Raw genomic sequence first — 16,823 nt, forward strand, 5'->3', positions numbered from 1 at the left:
TTTAATTGTTGTTATCGAGTCGTTTAAAATAACGAGTTGATTTTGTTTAATAATTGTTAATTATAGTCTGTAACTATTGCTTTACGAATTATGATGCTGTGCAATAGTGAAAGTAAAACACGCACCACCTAGCTGGGTACTTTTACTTACTTTAACACTGCCATGATGCCAGTCGGCTACTTTTTCAACAATAGCTAGACCAAGGCCGTAACTTTTATCAGCTCTGTTACGGTGATCTTCTTCCCTAAAAAATGGGCTAAATACATTACTAAAATTTTCTCGAGCGATACCCGGGCCGTCATCTTCTACCGTTATTATAAGCTGTTGCTCGTGTAACTTTGCGCTCAGGTAAATATGTTGGCTTGCAAAATCACATGCGTTAGTTAATAAGTTAGTAATTGCGCGAGCAAGCCAGTGAAGATCTGCATTTATTATTTTATCTGTACTATTGAGCTGTACGTTAAGCATTTGCATTTCAAGTTTTGGTGCAAGTTGAACTAAAATATCTTCAAGGTAGGACTTAATGTTTGTTGATGAATAGGTCAGCTTATTAGCATTTTGTTCTAAAGTAGCAAAAGCTAAATAGCTACTAAGCATCGATTCCATATGGTCTAAATCATTTTCCATACGGGTTAAATACTGTTTTACTTTTTGCTCATCATGGCTATCTAATGCCGCATCTAAACCAAATCGCAGGCACGCGATAGGGGTGCGTATATCATGAGATAAACTTGAAGCCATTAGTTTATTTTCAGCGACAAGTTTCTCTATTTGGCTGGCCATGCGGTTAAAGGTAAGCTCTACGTCTTTTATGTAAGTAAAATGCGATACTTTTATTCGGGCTTGAACATTACCAGAGGCAAACTTTTTAGCGGCTTCATTTAACACGGTTAATCGTTTAGCTAAGGGCGCAATAATAAACCCCATAAATACACATAAGCCTGCGTAAAAGAGTAAGGTTAATATAATGTCGTTATGTTGCTCGCTATCAAAAATTTTATCTAAACGCATTGATAAGTGAAAAGGATTTAAAACAGCGCTGCTATAAAGCATATAAAAGCCTTGCTGATCTTCTAAAATCAGCCCACCCGGCGTATGCATTTGTAATAATAAAGAAGGCGGTAAAGCAAGTGATTCATTAGGTTTATAATCAATTAAAACATCAAATTCTAGCGCCAGTTGTTTTACATAATCGCTGCGCTCAGATGTGGGTATGTTAGCTAATTGCTTGCTAAAACCCATAATCATTTTACTTTGCTGACTAAATTCATCCTGTGGGGTATGCGCTTGTTGACTAAAAGCATCAATAAGCCAGCCCAATACCACAATAGATAAAAGTGCACTGCCTAAAAGCGATATATAAAACTTTTTCATTTATTTATTCATCACTTTATTACCACGCAGTAGAAACAAGTAAATATCCACGGCCCCAAATAGTTTTAATTTTTTCAGGGTTTTGTGGATCATCATTAAACTTTTTACGAAGTGCAGAAATAAGTACATCAACACTTCTATCAAGCCCATCGTATTCTCTGCCTTTGGTTGCTTTAAATACAGCGTCACGCGAGACCACTTGGCCTGCATTGCTCGCAAGGTAATGAAGCAGTAAATACTCAGCACTTGATATGTTTACGTCTTGCTTGTTGAGTTTTACATTTCTAGATTCGGTATCAATACTAAGCGTACCAACATTAATAACACTCTCGTTAACGTGTGGGGTATTTGGCTCATTGTTTTGGCGAAGGGCTGCTTTTATACGCGCTAGCAATGCACGAGGGCGCACAGGTTTCATTATGTAGTCGCTTGCACCTACTTCTAGACCAATGACCTCATCCATTTCTTCATCGCGTGCGGTGAGCATTATGATGGGCGAATTATAAAAACTACGAAGTTCTCTACACACGCTTATACCATCTTGCCCTGGAAGCATAATATCAAGGAGCACGATATTTGGATTTAACGTTTTGACTTGGCTAATTACTTCGTCACCTCTGTGACAAACATGCGTTGTGTAGCCTTGCTCTGTTAAGTATTCAGCAACCCATTGAGCAAGTGATACATCGTCTTCAACGAGTAAAATAGTGCCATAGTTATCCATGAAAATATCCTTAATGCGATTGGTATTAAAATAGTCGCCAGCGGCGCTTTTTTTGCCTGTTTTGATATACCCATTGAAGCTTTACTTCGGCAATACTAATTATTTTAGAGGTATTGCTGTCAAATAGTTCAAATGAAATACTTTGCTGTGAATCAAATGCATAATTAAAGGTACCGCTCTGTTGCTTGAGCCAACATTGCATTATGTACTTTGAGGTGGCGTCACGTAGGCAGTAATTACCAATGATAGGTTGCTCCCACGTTAGCGTTACGTCAGCATAGCAATTTCGCCCTTCGCGCAATGCAACGCAGGTGTCTGGAACTGCTATAAGTGCTTCAGGAGGTTCCTGAGCTTTAACAGTAAAAGTACTGGGGAAGATCAGTAATACACAGATCCATCTAAAATACATAACGTAGGCCTACCTTGGCTTTGTGTTGATATCCTTGGGAAATAATTGGACTGTCGTCAATCTCTTTTGAAAACCATGTGGTAAGCCAGCCGGATAAAAACACCCAATCTTGGCTTATTGGGTACTCAGCATGGAACTCAAAAATAATACTAGTACTGGCATTGCTGCTATAAATCGGGCGAAGGCTGGTGGCTTCATCGCTATCAATGCCAAAGTAATAATTGGTAAAGTCAGCAGAGTAGGCGCTTAAACCAACACCAGATCTAAACTCCCAGTTTCGCCATGGTAAAATGTGACTAAAAAAGCTGTTTATAACCCAGCCATTGTGCGCGCCAGATACATCATGAAGGTATTCAAAAGAGAATTGAGAATTTTCAAATCGACGAGAAAGTCGAAGGCCGACGTCAAAGTCGTAATTACGTTTTTTTATACCTTGGAGTTCTTTTATAACACCATGGTTATAGAATCCGAGGCCTTTTTCGTCAAATCCAGCTTGAGTATTTGTGCCTAATATATCTAGGCCCCAATCAAATTTATCTATAAGACTGTAGCCTATTACAAGGCCGCCACTGAGTTGATTGTGATCGAAATCAAGGTAAAATTTATCGTAGGAAACAGCAAGACTTAAGTCGAGCTCAACGCCTTTATCGTAAGACTCAATGCCGACAAGGTAAGAATCTTCAATATAAAAGCCCGCACCAGCACTCCAATCCCACGCAAAGCCTTGGGTTGGCTCTAACGTATTATCTGCATAATAGCGGTTACTTGCCATACTCGACGTGCTAAAAATGCAGCAAAAAAGCAGTGTTATGCTCAGTAAAGTATGGTTAAGCAAAGCGTTTCTCATCCCTTAGGGCCTAATTATTATTTGTTATTAAGCGTAGTATATTGTTAATTCGTTCCTTTAATCTGTAAAAAAATGTAGTAAGTGTTAGGTCTGTTGATCTTTCAAGGTTAAATTTGCAGCAGTCTGTTTGGTATTTAGGTAAGGCAGAGCCTATGCAGTGTGGCTATTCCCCATAAATGGGCGATAACGTAGCATTAATGCCAAACAGGCGCTGCCCAAAGGGTTCTTCCTAGGGGCTATTTACTCTTTGTTGCTCGGTTTTGACTTAGCCCACTAGGTTACAAATCTCGCGCCGCGATTAAATAGCCCCTAGTTTGAACAAATTTTAATCCGTAAAGATCAACAGACCCTAATTTACTGAACTTTAATTTTATCGATTAATATACTACTCAAGTAAAACTGCATCATAGGTGTTAATGCACTTACTTCTGTTCTATTACATGGACCGCTAAGTTTGGTAAGGCTAGATAGTTTTGACAACGTTTTGTACTGAGGTATTTGAATATCTTTGCCAAGTCTTTCAATTCGGGCCTCGTCAGTGTTTTGCTGATGAATAAAAGCGACAACCTCAAGCTCATTTGTTATTTTTTGCTCTTCGGTGAAATTGTAAATTAGTGGTTCACGATGAAAACTTGCACTGTCGATTGAAGATTTAGCAAACCAAACAACATCACCCGATGACTTGTGCGTGAGACGCATACTAACTTGTGCAAATATTGCAGCGCACTGTTGTGTTGGGTATTGCTGGGCAACATTTGAATATAAAGTAAATGGCTTCTCTGGTTGCTTTATTGCGTACTTAGTATCATCTGTGAAAGTTAAATCGAGTTGCTGAATAGTCAGTGTGTAGTCACTGTTATTTTTAGTTGTTACTTTTAGTTGTTTATCGTTCAGTGCTTGGCTAATTTGCGATAGAAGTTTATCGGTTACGCTTGCCTTATCGGTAATGATTTTTACTGTTTGGTTTCTAACTACTTTATGTGCAGGAAGCTGAACCGATTTAACTTTTGGAGATGAGTGCTCTGTAGTGTACTCAAGTTGATAGGTCTGACTTTTTAATGTTGGCTTTAATGGCATAGCCAGTGGTTCGGCCGGTTGCTTTGTAATAGCACAACCAGTTGATAATAAAATAAAAAGTGACACAACTAAAAAACGCATAAGTACTAAACACTCGCTTAAAACCAAATAATCGTCGTATTGTACGTTAGTACAAACAAAACTTCATGATATTATCTGCGCAGATGTAGTTAAAAAGATAAATTTTATAAAAAATGAAGTATCTCAACTCTTTATCGTATTGCCTATCTGCTTTGTGTTTGCTGTTTAGTTCTATGGGTTTTGCAGCAAAAGCGGATCCTGATTGGGATGCATTTGTAAAAAAGTACGGCCGTTACGCACAAAAAAAATTAAAAAGTAAAGGTATACCCGGTGCAGCGCTTTCGATTGTAAATATAAACAATTCAGACTACATCCACACCATGGGCGTAACTAAATCACGAAATGGACAAAAAGTTAATAAGCATACTCGGTTTAGACTCGCGTCTGTTTCGAAGACATTTGCAGGCTCGTTATCAGCTAAATTGGCTGCTAACGGCCTACTGGAATTAGATAAGCCTGTTAGCGAATACATAACTGATTTTAAAGGGACTGTTTATCAAGATGATTTAAAGGTGTTTCATCTTTTGAGCCATTCAAGTGGATTAGTTCCTAATGCATACGACAATTTAATTGAATCTCGTATGGATTACCCAGGTATTGTTGAAAAGCTGCTTAGCGTCAAACCAATTTGCAAACCCGGCGAATGTTATGGCTATCAAAACGTTATGTTTAGTCTTATAGGCGATGTGATATTACAAAGCACCGATAAAAGTTACGGACAGTGGTTACGAGAAGCTATTTTTGAGCCATTAAAAATGAGTGATGCGAGCTTAGGTTTTGAACAAATGGTGCATGACAATAATTATGCTCTACCTCATGTGCGGGGTAAAAAACGCTGGTATAGCGCTAAGCTTAAAAAAAATTATTATAAAGTGGGACCTGCAGCTGGTGTGAACGCTAGCGCAAGTGATATGGCTATTTGGTTAAGAGCGCAGCTGGGCCAATATCCTGATGTTTTGTCATTGGATACTCTAGCAAAACAAACACGCCCTTATACACATACAAAAAAAGAAATGCATCGCAGGGTATGGAAAAAACACCTCAATGAAGCCTATTACGGATTAGGCTGGCGCGTTTATAACTATGCTGATGAAACACTTTACTATCATAGTGGCTGGGTGCAAGGTTATAGAAGTGATGTGGTTGTATTTCCTCACTTAAATATTGGTTTTAGCTTAATAGTTAATGCTGAAACCGGCGTAATCAATGAGCTAACGACTGAATTTATCGACAGGCTATTAGAATACAAACGAGGTAAAAAAATATGAATAATAAAATAATATTAGCAATCACTTTTTTAATCATGTCATTCAATTGTAGTTTAGTGTTTGCAGCACCTGATGAGATATATTTGTTTCGTCATAGCGAAAAGTTAACGGGTAAAAATCCAGCGCTTTCAGAAGAGGGGAAGGCACGTGCAAATAATTTAGTTACGTTGTTTAAAGAACATCAAAATATACATCTTTTTAGCAGCAACTATAAACGCACGTTGCAAACAGCCGCACCTTTGCAGGCACATTTTAATACCAAAATAAATGTGTATAACGCAGGTAAGCTAAGTGATTTAAAAAATGAGTTACTAAAACTAAAAGGTGTAGTTGTTGTTATTGGGCACAGTAATACAACACCGCAACTAGCCGAGCTACTTTCGAATGAAAAAGTGCCAGCAATGAGTGAAACACAATTTTCTCAGTACTTTATATTGAATAAGAAGCGCAGTAGTAATGGTAGCGAATATGATGTAACCCATCATAAAATGAGTTTTTGATTTAAAATGTTAAATAATAAAAAACCAGCATTAAGCTGGTTTTTTTAATTTAAACGCACTAAATCCTTTAACAGGAATAATTAGTTACGCGGTAAATGTATTTTTTTCTCAACGCTTTGACGATAAAGCACAATAGTGTGACCTATCGTTTGTAGCTTAGTCGCACCAGTTTCACGTACGATTGCTTCAAAAATTAATGCTTTTGTTTCACGATCGTCAGTTGGAACTTTAACTTTGATTAATTCGTGAATTTCTAATGCACTTTGAATTTCTACTACTACGCCTTCGGTTAAACCGTTAGAACCTAGTAAAACTACAGGCTTAAGGCTATGTGCCTGACCTTTTAAAAACTGCTTTTGTTTGTTTGATAATGTCATGTTTATACAAATTTTGCTGAATATGGCTTGAATTAAGGGTATTCTAACGCCATCTAGAGAATATTACTAATTAGTTGCGTGTTAATTTATGACAAATAAAAAACAGTCAGCCAGTTCACAGCGATGGCTGAAAGAACATTTTGATGATAAATATGTTCAAGAAGCGCAAAAAAAAGGCTGGCGTTCCCGAGCGGTTTTTAAATTAGATGAAGTACAAAATAGAGATAAAATACTTCGTCCAGGTATGACAGTTGTTGATTTAGGGGCGGCTCCAGGAAGTTGGTCTCAATATTTGGCTGAAAAAGTAGGTGACAAAGGCCAAGTGATCGCGTGTGATATATTGCCGATGGATTCACTTGCGGGTGTTGACTTCTTACAAGGTGACTTTCGTGAGGAGGCTGTATTAAATGCGTTGTTAAAACGTATTGATGGTAAAAATGTTGATGTGGTACTCTCTGACATGGCACCAAATATGAGTGGCAATAACTCAGTAGATCAAGCGGGTAGTATGTATTTGGTAGAACTTGCGCTGGATATGTGTAGTCAAGTACTAAAGAAAAATGGCGCATTTATTGTTAAAGTTTTCCAAGGAGAAGGCTTTGATCAATACTTGCAAGATGTACGTAATAATTTTAAAGCAGTGAAAATACGCAAACCTGATGCCTCACGTGCCCGTTCTCGGGAAGTATATATAGTAGCGACTGGATACAAATTGTAGTACAGTTGCTTGGCGTTTAGTTGAATTTAAATTAATTGGATACAAGAGGTTAACCCCTTGAGCGATATGGCGAAAAATTTAATACTATGGCTGGTGATTGCAGTTGTGCTGATGTCAGTCTTTCAGAGCTTTAATGGCGGCGAGCAAGTTGATCGTCAAACTAGTTACACTCAATTTGTTAAAGATGTCCGTAGCGGCTCTTTACAAGAAGTTATTATTGACCGTGGTACAGGTAATATTACTGGTACTAAGAGCAGTGGTGAGCGTTTTCAAACAACGATGCCAATGTACGATGAAGACTTAATAAATGATTTACTTAAAAATGATGTAAATGTGAAGGGTGTACAACCTGAAGAACAATCATTTTTAGCAAGTATATTTATTTCTTGGTTCCCAATGATACTGCTTATAGGTGTGTGGATATTCTTCATGCGTCAAATGCAAGGCGGCGGCGGTAAAGGCGCTATGTCATTTGGTAAGAGTAAAGCTCGTTTAATGAGTGAAGATCAAATTAAAACAACGTTTGCCGATGTGGCAGGTTGTGATGAAGCGAAAGAAGACGTTACCGAATTGGTCGACTTTTTACGTGACCCATCAAAATTTCAAAAGCTTGGCGGTAGTATTCCTAAAGGCGTATTGATGGTTGGCCCTCCAGGTACCGGTAAAACGTTACTTGCAAAGGCGGTTGCTGGTGAAGCAAAAGTACCGTTTTTTACAATTTCGGGTTCAGATTTTGTTGAAATGTTTGTGGGTGTTGGTGCATCACGTGTACGTGATATGTTTGAACAAGCTAAAAAAGCGGCGCCTTGTATTATCTTTATAGATGAGATTGATGCTGTAGGTCGTAAACGTGGTGCTGGTATGGGCGGCGGTAACGATGAGCGTGAACAAACACTTAACCAAATGCTAGTAGAGATGGATGGTTTTGGTGGTAACGAAGGTATAATCGTTATCGCAGCCACTAACCGACCGGATGTATTGGACCCTGCATTACTTCGTCCAGGTCGTTTTGACCGTCAAGTTGAAGTGGGTTTACCTGATATTCGTGGTCGTGAGCAAATACTTAAAGTACACATGCGTAAAGTGCCATTAGGCGATAACGTAGAAGCTGCTCTTATAGCACGTGGTACTCCAGGTTTCTCTGGCGCGGATTTAGCAAACTTAGTAAACGAAGCTGCACTTTATGCAGCGCGTGGTAATAAACGTGTTGTAAGTATGGCTGAATTTGACGCTGCTAAAGATAAAATCATGATGGGCGCAGAGCGCAAGACCATGGTGATGAGCGAGCAAGAAAAAGCAATGACAGCGTACCATGAAGCTGGCCATGCAATTGTTGGTCGTATGGTGCCAGAACATGATCCAGTTTATAAAGTATCTATTATTCCACGTGGCCGTGCGCTGGGTGTAACAATGTACTTGCCTGAACAAGATCGTGTTAGCCATTCAAAAGAGCTTTTAGAATCAATGATTTCTAGCCTTTATGGTGGCCGTATTGCTGAAGCGCTTATTTACGGCGCAGATAAAGTAACAACGGGTGCAAGTAATGACATTGAACGAGCTACAGATATAGCGCGTAAAATGGTTACACATTGGGGTTTAAGTGAAAAACTAGGTCCGTTACTTTATGCTGAAGATCAGAACGAAATGTATATGGGTGGTGGCGGTAGTCGTTCATCTAGCATGTCGGACGACACGGCAAAAGTAATTGATGCAGAGGTTCGATTACTTTCAGATCGTAACTATCAAAGAGCAGAAGAAATATTAAAAGAAAATATTGATATTCTTCACTCAATGAAAGATGCGTTAATGAAATACGAAACTATTGATGCTAAGCAAATTGATGATTTAATGGCACGCCAACCAGTACGTGAACCGCGTGATGCACATGACCGTCATGAAGCTAAACCGGTAAAAGCGGAAGAACCTCAAGAACCAGTTGCTGATGAAAGTCAAAAGACTGATGATTTATCAAAAAAAGATGAAACAAACCTTGATGATAAAGCTGAATAATCGTTAAAATAGTAATGAAAGCCCCGAACTTCGGGGCTTTTTTGTATCAGCTATTTAGAAAAAGAATAAAGGTTGGCAATGACTAACATATTAAAGCTTCCGAGAGGGCGTACACTTAATCTTGAAAAGCCCGTTATTATGGGAATATTAAATGTAACGCCGGATTCATTTTCTGATGGTGGGCAGTTTTTAGATCCCAAAATAGCGCTAAAACGCGCAATGCAATTATTAGATGACGGTGCGACAATTTTAGATATAGGGGGAGAATCTACTCGCCCAGGCGCGCCAGATGTTAGCTTAGAAGATGAACTTGCTCGAGTAATCCCCGCTATTAAAGCGATACGTCAGCACAGTGATTGCGTTATTTCAATTGATACCAGTAAAGCACAGGTAATGGAGCAAGCAATACTTGCAGGGGCAGATATAGTCAATGATGTTAGAGCTTTGCAAGAAATAGACGCCTTAGAAACGGTTGCGCAGTATGAAGATGTAGCAATTTGTTTAATGCATATGCAAGGGCAGCCCCGGAGCATGCAATCGTCACCTCATTACGATAATTTGTTTGCAGATATAAGTATGTTTTTTAGTGAACGTATTAAAGCATGTGAAACAGCTGGGATTAAGTTTGAACGACTTATTCTAGACCCAGGTTTTGGATTTGGAAAAACGCTTAGTCATAACTATCAAATATTGGCTAAGTTTGATGATTTTAATAAATTAGGTTTGCCATTATTGGCCGGATTATCTCGTAAATCGATGATAGGTAATTTATTAAACAGAAATACAAATGAACGGTTAGCGGGCAGCTTAGCGGGTGCGTTAATCGCAGCGCAAAATGGCGCAAAAATTATTCGTGTACATGACGTAAAAGAAACCGCAGATGTACTTGGTGTATATCAAGCCTGCGAACAAGGAATTTCACAATGAAAGAAAGAAAATATTTTGGCACCGATGGCGTGCGTGGACTTGTAGGCGCTGCTCCAATAAACCCTGAATTTGCAATGAAGCTAGGCTGGGCTGCTGGGCGTGTATTATCGCAAAGTGGTACTAAAAAAGTAATTATTGGTAAAGATACGCGTATTTCGGGCTATATGCTTGAAACCGCACTTGAGGCTGGTTTAATTGCTGCTGGTATTGATGTTGTATTATTGGGTCCTATGCCTACACCGGCCGTTGCTTATTTAGCGCAAACATTTCGTGCTGAGGCAGGTATTGTAATTAGTGCCTCACATAATCCATATTACGATAACGGTATTAAGTTTTTCAATGGTCAAGGCTTAAAGCTTGATGATGCAGTAGAGCTTGAAATTGAAGCGATGCTTGATGAGCAAATGACATGTGTTGCTTCAGATAAATTAGGCAAAGCATCGCGTTTAGTCAGTGCGGATGGCCGCTATATAGAGTTTTGTAAGAGCCAGTTCCCGCAAGGCCTGTCTTTAGAAGGTCTTAAGATTGTTGTCGATTGCGCAAATGGCGCAACTTATCATATTGCACCTTCTGTTATGCGTGAACTTGGCGCAGAAGTAATAACACATGCGTGTGAGCCTAACGGCGTTAATATCAACCATGAATGTGGCGCTACTCACGTAGATACCCTTAAACGTAAAGTGCTTGAACTTAAAGCCGACGTAGGTATTGCATACGATGGTGATGGTGACCGCGTGATGATGGTTGATCATAATGGCCGTGTTTTTGATGGTGATGATCTGGTTTATATTATTGCTTGCCAAGCAGCCCAAGATGATAATTTGGGTGGTGGTGTAGTTGGTACTGTTATGTCTAACATGGGCCTTGAAAACGCTTTAAAAGCAAAAGGTATCGAGTTTGCTCGCAGTAAAGTGGGGGATCGCTATGTTATGGAATTACTACAGCAAAAAGGCTGGAAAATTGGCGGTGAAAGCTCAGGCCATGTACTAAACCTAGACTTAATTAGCACGGGTGATGGTATTATTTCAAGCTTACAAGTACTTGCTGCTATGGTTGCACAAAATCGTACATTGCAAGACTTAGGCGCTGGTTTTACCAAGTATCCAATGAAGATGATTAACGTGCGTTATACAGCTGGAACTGACCCGACAAAAGCACCAGAAGTGCTTTCAGCTGTAGCAGAAGTAGAGCTTGCTTTAGGCGATAAAGGCCGTGTTTTACTGCGTAAGTCAGGCACTGAACCTGTGGTTCGTGTTATGGTTGAAGCCGAGCAAGAAAAGATTGTAATAGACAGCGCTCAAAAAATTGCAGCTGTTGTAGAATCTATGAGCAAACAAACTGATTAATAACAATAATCTCTTGTAACTTTGGGCGAGAAAAGTTAATATCTCGCCCGCTTTCTAATGTGGAGTGGATAATGGCAATACGCAAGGCGATGGTCGCAGGCAACTGGAAAATGAATGGCTCTTTAGAGTTAGTTAAACAAATGTCTGACGCTATTAACGATGTAAAATCACAAGAGATGGACATTGTTTTATTTCCTCCATTCCCACTTGTACCAGCAATGGTAGCTAGCGGTGTTTCTACAGGAGCTCAAACTGTTTCTGAAAATACACCTGGCGCATTTACTGGTGAAGTTGATGCGCAGCTTATAAAAGATTTAGGTGCAACTTACGTACTCGTTGGTCATTCTGAACGCCGCAGTATTTATAACGAAAGTAATGCAACAGTCGCTGAAAAGTTTGCTAGAGCACAGCAAGTTGGGTTAACACCAATATTATGTGTAGGCGAGAGTGAAAGTGAGCAAGAAAGCGGTCAAACCGAACAAGTAGTTGCTGCACAAATTGATGCAGTAATAGAGAAATTAGGTGTAGCAGCACTGAAAGATTCTGTGATAGCATACGAGCCCGTTTGGGCCATAGGCACAGGTAAGACTGCATCGCCAGAGCAGGCACAAACTGTTCATAAATTTATCCGTGACAAAATTGCATCACTTGATAGCAATTTAGCACAAGGGCTTACCATCTTATATGGTGGTAGCGTTAATGAAAAAAATAGCGAATTATTATTTGCACAAACAGATATAGATGGCGGCTTAATTGGCGGCGCAAGTCTAAAAGCAGAATCTTTTACTGCAATCTGTAACAGTGCAAAAGGGACTGTATAAGATGTACGAAATTTTATTAGTAGTTTATTTAGTTGTGGCTTTGGCTCTAGTTGGAATGGTTTTAATTCAACAAGGTAAAGGCGCAGATATGGGTTCTTCATTTGGCGCTGGTGCATCAGGCACAGTTTTTGGTTCGTCAGGTGCAGGTAACTTTATGACAAAAACAACCACAAGCTTAGCAACGGTATTTTTTGTATTAAGCATTGTGTTAGGAAACCTAACTGCTGGTCAAATTAAAAAGACTGACGAATGGGAAAACCTAGAAGCAGCTCCAGCAGTAGAAACAGTAGTTCCTGTTGAAGAAGATGTTCCAGTAACATCTACTAAAGAGCAACGCTCTGACGTACCAAACTAATTTAGCGTAAAGCTATCGTTAAACGATTTATAGTCCTCAAATAAATCACATGTTTAACAATTAAGCGAAAGCTTAAAAAATGCGGATGTGGTGGAATTGGTAGACACGCCACCTTGAGGGGGTGGTGCTTTAGGGCATGGGGGTTCAAGTCCCCCCATCCGCACCAAATTTAGAAACCAGTAGCAGTAATGTTACTGGTTTTTTTGTATCTGTAATTTATTGTGATTGCTTTATGAGCGATGTGTGTTTATTGTTAAATAATTCTTCTATTTGTTAGAAAAAACTAGAAATATTACAAATTTAGCTCACACTTATAGATATCAAGCCGATAATAGATATAGACAATAAAATAAGGTAGCACAGTATGGCTTCAGGCTTCTCTTTTCAAAACCTAAGCATAACAAAAAAAATACATGCAATAACATGCATTGCGGTAGTAGCTTTCATAGTGATCGTATTGATAAACTATTTAGCTATGAATGATAATAAGGTTTCTCTCGATGAAATGAGTAACTCATCGTATAAAGTTGTAAAAATAACGTCGCAAAACGTAGGGCTTTTAGAAAAGCTTGATGAACTTTATACCCAAGCGGTTACGTTTGGTGAGCAAGATCTTATAGTTAAAGCAGACGAGGTATATCAAACTTTAGAGTCTAATATTACCTTAATAACGCAACTTAATAACTCCTACATTAATAACGATATTATTAATGAGTTGTCAGATTATGAAAAAATATCCTCAAGTATTGCTAAAGGTATGGTTAACGGTACTGCTGATTTTAGTAAGATTCAGCAACAAGCGCAGCTTAAAACAAGTTTATATGGATCTGTTTTAGAAAGTTTTAAAGGCGCTCAACAAAAAGCGGATAATCGTTTTTTTGAACTGGTTGCCAACACTAAAGCGCGCTCTGATGAAGCATTAACTCTAATGTTAGCTGTATCCATTATTTCATTAATTTTATTATTGTTTATGGCTATTTGGATTGCTAAAAATATAGGCTCATCTGCGAGTGATGCAGCTAACAACCTTAGTTTATTAGCAAGCGGCAATGGTTCTTTAAGCACACAGCTATCTGTTAACTCAGAAGACGAAATTGGCCAAGTCTCTATTAATTTTAACGCATTTATTTCCTTACTAAGAGAAACAGTTCTTGAAGTTATTGCTGTATGTGAGCCTTTAATGGAAAACTCAACACGACTAGTTCAAGGTATGGAACAAGCTGAGCGTGCTACAACAAAGCAAACCACTGATGCTGAAATTGTTAAGCAATCTATGGAAGAAATGAAGCAGAGTGTTGGTGATATATCAGAATCTGCAGCTAACGCTTCTCACGCTGCTGAAACGGCCGAGAAAGAAGTTGAACAAAGTCGTACACAAGTACAGATGTCAGTTACCGCTTCTCGTACGCTCAGTGATGAAATTAATCGAGCTGCAGGGACTATTAATAAGCTTGCGGACGATACAAAAAATGTATCGCAGATTTTGAATGTAATTACGTCTATTGCAGATCAGACAAACTTACTTGCTCTTAATGCTGCTATTGAAGCTGCACGAGCAGGTGAACATGGAAGAGGCTTTGCTGTAGTGGCAGATGAGGTTCGTGAACTGGCTTCTCGCACTGCACATTCTACTAATGAAATACGTGAACTATTGGGATCATTAACGACTGCCGCAAATGAATCTGTAGCTGCTATGACTTCAGCACGTGATATGGCAACAGATAATGCTACAGCCGCAGAAAAAACAGGTATTTCAATAGAGAAAATCGCAGAGCAAATGTTAGAAATTAATGGTATGAATTCGCAAATAGCAGCAGCGACTGAGGAACAAACATCCGTTGCAGCTATGGTAGTAGATAATGTGTCAAATATGCATGTATCGTTCGAAGATACTATGGACTCACTACTTGCTGTACGCGACGTAGCCAAAAACCTACATTACCTATCTGATAACCTATTAGATGCAACCGCTAAGTTTAGAATTGAGTAAAGCTCAGTACTGAGTCAGTATATAAATCTACCCTAGGGTGATGCCAGTTAGTTAACCGCTGACTGGCTTTTTTGTTTGGGTATTTGGTTTGACATACCTAGTATATGTCCACTCTCGCTTTATTAGTAATATGTGATGCTCTACTTTAGCTTACTATTACTCTATTTATATAGGGATACTCCCTGAGTTCTCAATAAACATAGTCTGAATTAAATTAATAATATTAATTGCACAGTTCGCAACACTCAGCTGACAGAAGTCTTCTGAATTGGATGCGTAACTATTGGCTAGAAAAAGTGTTGTAGTGGGCTGCAAAAAAAGGCCTCTGAATAAATTCAGAAGCCTTCATAAACAGACCAGAAGGTCGGTTTATTGATTAGTTAAATATTTATTAACCTATCAGTATTAACCTCTAGGTGGTTTTTATATCAATTTCACTGCTAAAAGGTAGCAATTACTTTTACTTTATCGGTCACTTTAGCGCTATCAACATAGCCAATAGCATCGTTATTAGCAGCAACAAAATCAATAACAGCTTGGTCAGTTGTTAGTTTTTCAGGCGGGGTGCCTTTACCTGTAAATACAAGCTTTGACCAATATGCATTTAACTGACTGCTAGACTTACCTACTACTTTGTCGTTAAATTCATCAGCTACAGATGTACCATCTTGATTTATAGGATTAACTTTATCGCCATTACTAAATGACTTACTTTTTCCCAGATAAATCTTTTTTATTGTGTCAGCATCTACTGTGCTAGCATTGCTTGGATTAATAATCACAGCAACTTCTGCAAATACATTAATTGAGCACAATGAAAGTGCACTTACTAAAATTAATTTTTTCATCATAAGCTCCAATTAAAAGACAAGATCTACACCAACAGCTACAACATCCGTCTCTGTATCGGTTATATCATCTTCAAAACGACTAAAGTCGATTTTGAAAGCAGCGGAAGGGTGAAAATCATAACGTGCACCAATTGTGTATACGTTACTTTGTGCACGAAGACCTTCAAGAGCACCATTTACAGCCGAGTTTAAGGTTGGTATTGACTCAATGGTATTAAAACGTGATGAGTCATGTTTGTCATCATTGTCTTCATAAGTAAAATGAACAATTACACTGTCAATACGGTAACCAACTGATGCGTAATACTGTGACTGTTCTGGTAGTATACTGTCTTCAACCTCAAATTGTGTATATTCGGCATCAAACAAAAAGTTTTCATAATCAACAGAAAAACCAACGCCAACGAAACTCGTTTTATCTTCTTCAGTGATTAGGTCATTCGCAGTATTAGTTAAGCCACTATCAGACAATACACTTACGAGACCAATTAGGCCGCTATCCTCTGATGAAATGCTAGTGTCGGCCACAATGTATGCAGCTCGCGCACTGAACCAGTCGTATGATAGACTCCAGTTTATACCGGCTAAATTATTTAATTCAGCAGGTAATTCTGTTCCAAATACGTCAATATCACCATCGAATGCACCATAAAAGCCTTGAAGCGTAGAATCCCAATCACCTAATTGAGAGCTGTAAACTACACTAACTCCTTCATAAGTTGAAAATGGGATACCGTATACTGATTTTGGCGGACGTACCCAGCGATAAGCATAACCTACATCCAAGAAATCAGAATACTTGTAAAAAGGAACACGCATTTTACCAGCGCTAAATTGCAGTTCATCGCTGTATTCATAAGTAATGTATGCCCATTCGAATGTAGCGTCAAAGTCATCCTCTCCACGCGCAATAATTTGAGCCGTAGCTGTTAGCTTTTCATGTAGGTCTGCAGATAATTGTAAAGCGAATTTACTCTCATTTTTAAAAGAGATATCGTCATCATAGCCGTACAAAGTACTGTCACTATCCAGACTTTTACCACCGACAATTGATGCAAAACCATTAATTCTTACCTCAGCACTAGCATAGCTAGATGCTAAAACTGCACATACAGCCACTGCTACAGATAGCTTTTTCATATGTTGTT

The 16,823-nt window shown here is 38.8% G+C and carries 17 protein-coding genes and 1 tRNA gene; 10 read left to right on the top strand and 8 right to left on the bottom strand.

What is annotated here, in order from left to right; genetic code table 11:
• Positions 1 to 81: 81 nt before the first annotated feature.
• The 5 genes from GQR52_RS12965 to GQR52_RS12985 all read right to left on the bottom strand — a co-directional run bounded on the left by GQR52_RS12965 (position 82) and on the right by GQR52_RS12985 (position 4,512).
• Positions 82 to 1,374, bottom strand: a complete 1,293-nt coding sequence (locus GQR52_RS12965; RefSeq protein WP_101216201.1) for an ATP-binding protein — start codon at positions 1,372 to 1,374, stop codon at positions 82 to 84.
• 19 nt (positions 1,375 to 1,393) lie between these two features.
• Entirely contained in the window at positions 1,394 to 2,098 is a 705-nt protein-coding gene (locus GQR52_RS12970; protein WP_024590954.1) for a response regulator transcription factor, read from the bottom strand.
• 25 nt (positions 2,099 to 2,123) lie between these two features.
• Positions 2,124 to 2,507: a DUF3019 domain-containing protein gene (locus tag GQR52_RS12975; RefSeq protein ID WP_007586617.1), complete on the bottom strand. Its 384-nt coding sequence runs from the start codon at positions 2,505 to 2,507 to the stop codon at positions 2,124 to 2,126.
• Positions 2,497 to 3,279: a MipA/OmpV family protein gene (locus tag GQR52_RS12980; RefSeq protein ID WP_010553867.1), complete on the bottom strand. Its 783-nt coding sequence runs from the start codon at positions 3,277 to 3,279 to the stop codon at positions 2,497 to 2,499. Before GQR52_RS12980 ends, GQR52_RS12975 begins: the two co-directional genes overlap by 11 nt.
• A 429-nt stretch (positions 3,280 to 3,708) precedes the next feature.
• Positions 3,709 to 4,512, bottom strand: coding sequence for a hypothetical protein (locus GQR52_RS12985; RefSeq protein ID WP_007586622.1), 804 nt, complete (start codon positions 4,510 to 4,512; stop codon positions 3,709 to 3,711).
• 113 nt (positions 4,513 to 4,625) lie between these two features.
• Between GQR52_RS12985 and GQR52_RS12990 the strand changes: the two genes are divergently transcribed.
• Both GQR52_RS12990 and GQR52_RS12995 read left to right on the top strand, forming a co-directional pair.
• Positions 4,626 to 5,780, top strand: coding sequence for a serine hydrolase domain-containing protein (locus tag GQR52_RS12990; RefSeq protein WP_165728721.1), 1,155 nt, complete (start codon positions 4,626 to 4,628; stop codon positions 5,778 to 5,780).
• Positions 5,777 to 6,280, top strand: a complete 504-nt coding sequence (locus tag GQR52_RS12995; protein WP_165728722.1) for a histidine phosphatase family protein — start codon at positions 5,777 to 5,779, stop codon at positions 6,278 to 6,280. The genes GQR52_RS12990 and GQR52_RS12995 overlap by 4 nt, the downstream gene beginning before the upstream one ends.
• A gap of 80 nt (positions 6,281 to 6,360) precedes the next feature.
• Here GQR52_RS12995 and yhbY read toward each other — a convergent pair whose 3' ends face one another.
• Positions 6,361 to 6,657: a ribosome assembly RNA-binding protein YhbY gene (gene yhbY, locus GQR52_RS13000; protein WP_002963153.1), complete on the bottom strand. Its 297-nt coding sequence runs from the start codon at positions 6,655 to 6,657 to the stop codon at positions 6,361 to 6,363.
• 88 nt (positions 6,658 to 6,745) lie between these two features.
• Between yhbY and rlmE the strand changes: the two genes are divergently transcribed.
• The 8 genes from rlmE (at position 6,746) to GQR52_RS13040 (ending at position 14,824) form a co-directional block, all read left to right on the top strand.
• A complete protein-coding gene (rlmE, locus tag GQR52_RS13005; protein ID WP_165728723.1) occupies positions 6,746 to 7,375 on the top strand; it encodes a 23S rRNA (uridine(2552)-2'-O)-methyltransferase RlmE in 630 nt (209 codons plus the stop codon).
• Positions 7,376 to 7,441: 66 nt separating this feature from the next.
• A complete protein-coding gene (gene ftsH / locus GQR52_RS13010) occupies positions 7,442 to 9,385 on the top strand; it encodes an ATP-dependent zinc metalloprotease FtsH (protein WP_165728724.1) in 1,944 nt (647 codons plus the stop codon).
• Positions 9,386 to 9,463: 78 nt separating this feature from the next.
• A complete protein-coding gene (folP, locus tag GQR52_RS13015; RefSeq protein ID WP_010553862.1) occupies positions 9,464 to 10,312 on the top strand; it encodes a dihydropteroate synthase in 849 nt (282 codons plus the stop codon).
• Entirely contained in the window at positions 10,309 to 11,658 is a 1,350-nt protein-coding gene (gene glmM / locus GQR52_RS13020; RefSeq protein WP_007586638.1) for a phosphoglucosamine mutase, read from the top strand. The genes folP and glmM overlap by 4 nt, the downstream gene beginning before the upstream one ends.
• 71 nt (positions 11,659 to 11,729) lie before the next feature.
• Positions 11,730 to 12,479 carry a triose-phosphate isomerase gene (gene tpiA / locus GQR52_RS13025; RefSeq protein WP_165728725.1) on the top strand — a complete coding sequence of 250 codons (750 nt, stop codon included), beginning with the start codon at positions 11,730 to 11,732 and terminating at the stop codon, positions 12,477 to 12,479.
• A gap of 1 nt (position 12,480) precedes the next feature.
• On the top strand, positions 12,481 to 12,834 hold the full coding sequence (gene secG, locus GQR52_RS13030; protein WP_165728726.1) for a preprotein translocase subunit SecG: 354 nt from the start codon (positions 12,481 to 12,483) through the stop codon (positions 12,832 to 12,834).
• An 81-nt stretch (positions 12,835 to 12,915) separates the two neighbouring features.
• A tRNA-Leu gene (locus tag GQR52_RS13035) sits at positions 12,916 to 13,000 on the top strand.
• A 198-nt stretch (positions 13,001 to 13,198) separates the two neighbouring features.
• Entirely contained in the window at positions 13,199 to 14,824 is a 1,626-nt protein-coding gene (locus GQR52_RS13040; protein WP_165728727.1) for a methyl-accepting chemotaxis protein, read from the top strand.
• A gap of 440 nt (positions 14,825 to 15,264) precedes the next feature.
• Here GQR52_RS13040 and GQR52_RS13045 read toward each other — a convergent pair whose 3' ends face one another.
• Both GQR52_RS13045 and GQR52_RS13050 read right to left on the bottom strand, forming a co-directional pair.
• Entirely contained in the window at positions 15,265 to 15,672 is a 408-nt protein-coding gene (locus GQR52_RS13045) for a phosphate ABC transporter substrate-binding protein (protein WP_024594050.1), read from the bottom strand.
• Positions 15,673 to 15,684: 12 nt separating this feature from the next.
• Positions 15,685 to 16,815, bottom strand: a complete 1,131-nt coding sequence (locus GQR52_RS13050; RefSeq protein WP_165728728.1) for a porin — start codon at positions 16,813 to 16,815, stop codon at positions 15,685 to 15,687.
• Positions 16,816 to 16,823: the final 8 nt, after the last annotated feature.

The sequence above is a fragment of the Pseudoalteromonas sp. 31A1 genome (assembly GCF_011378815.1).
In the GTDB taxonomy this organism is placed as follows: domain Bacteria; phylum Pseudomonadota; class Gammaproteobacteria; order Enterobacterales; family Alteromonadaceae; genus Pseudoalteromonas; species Pseudoalteromonas arctica.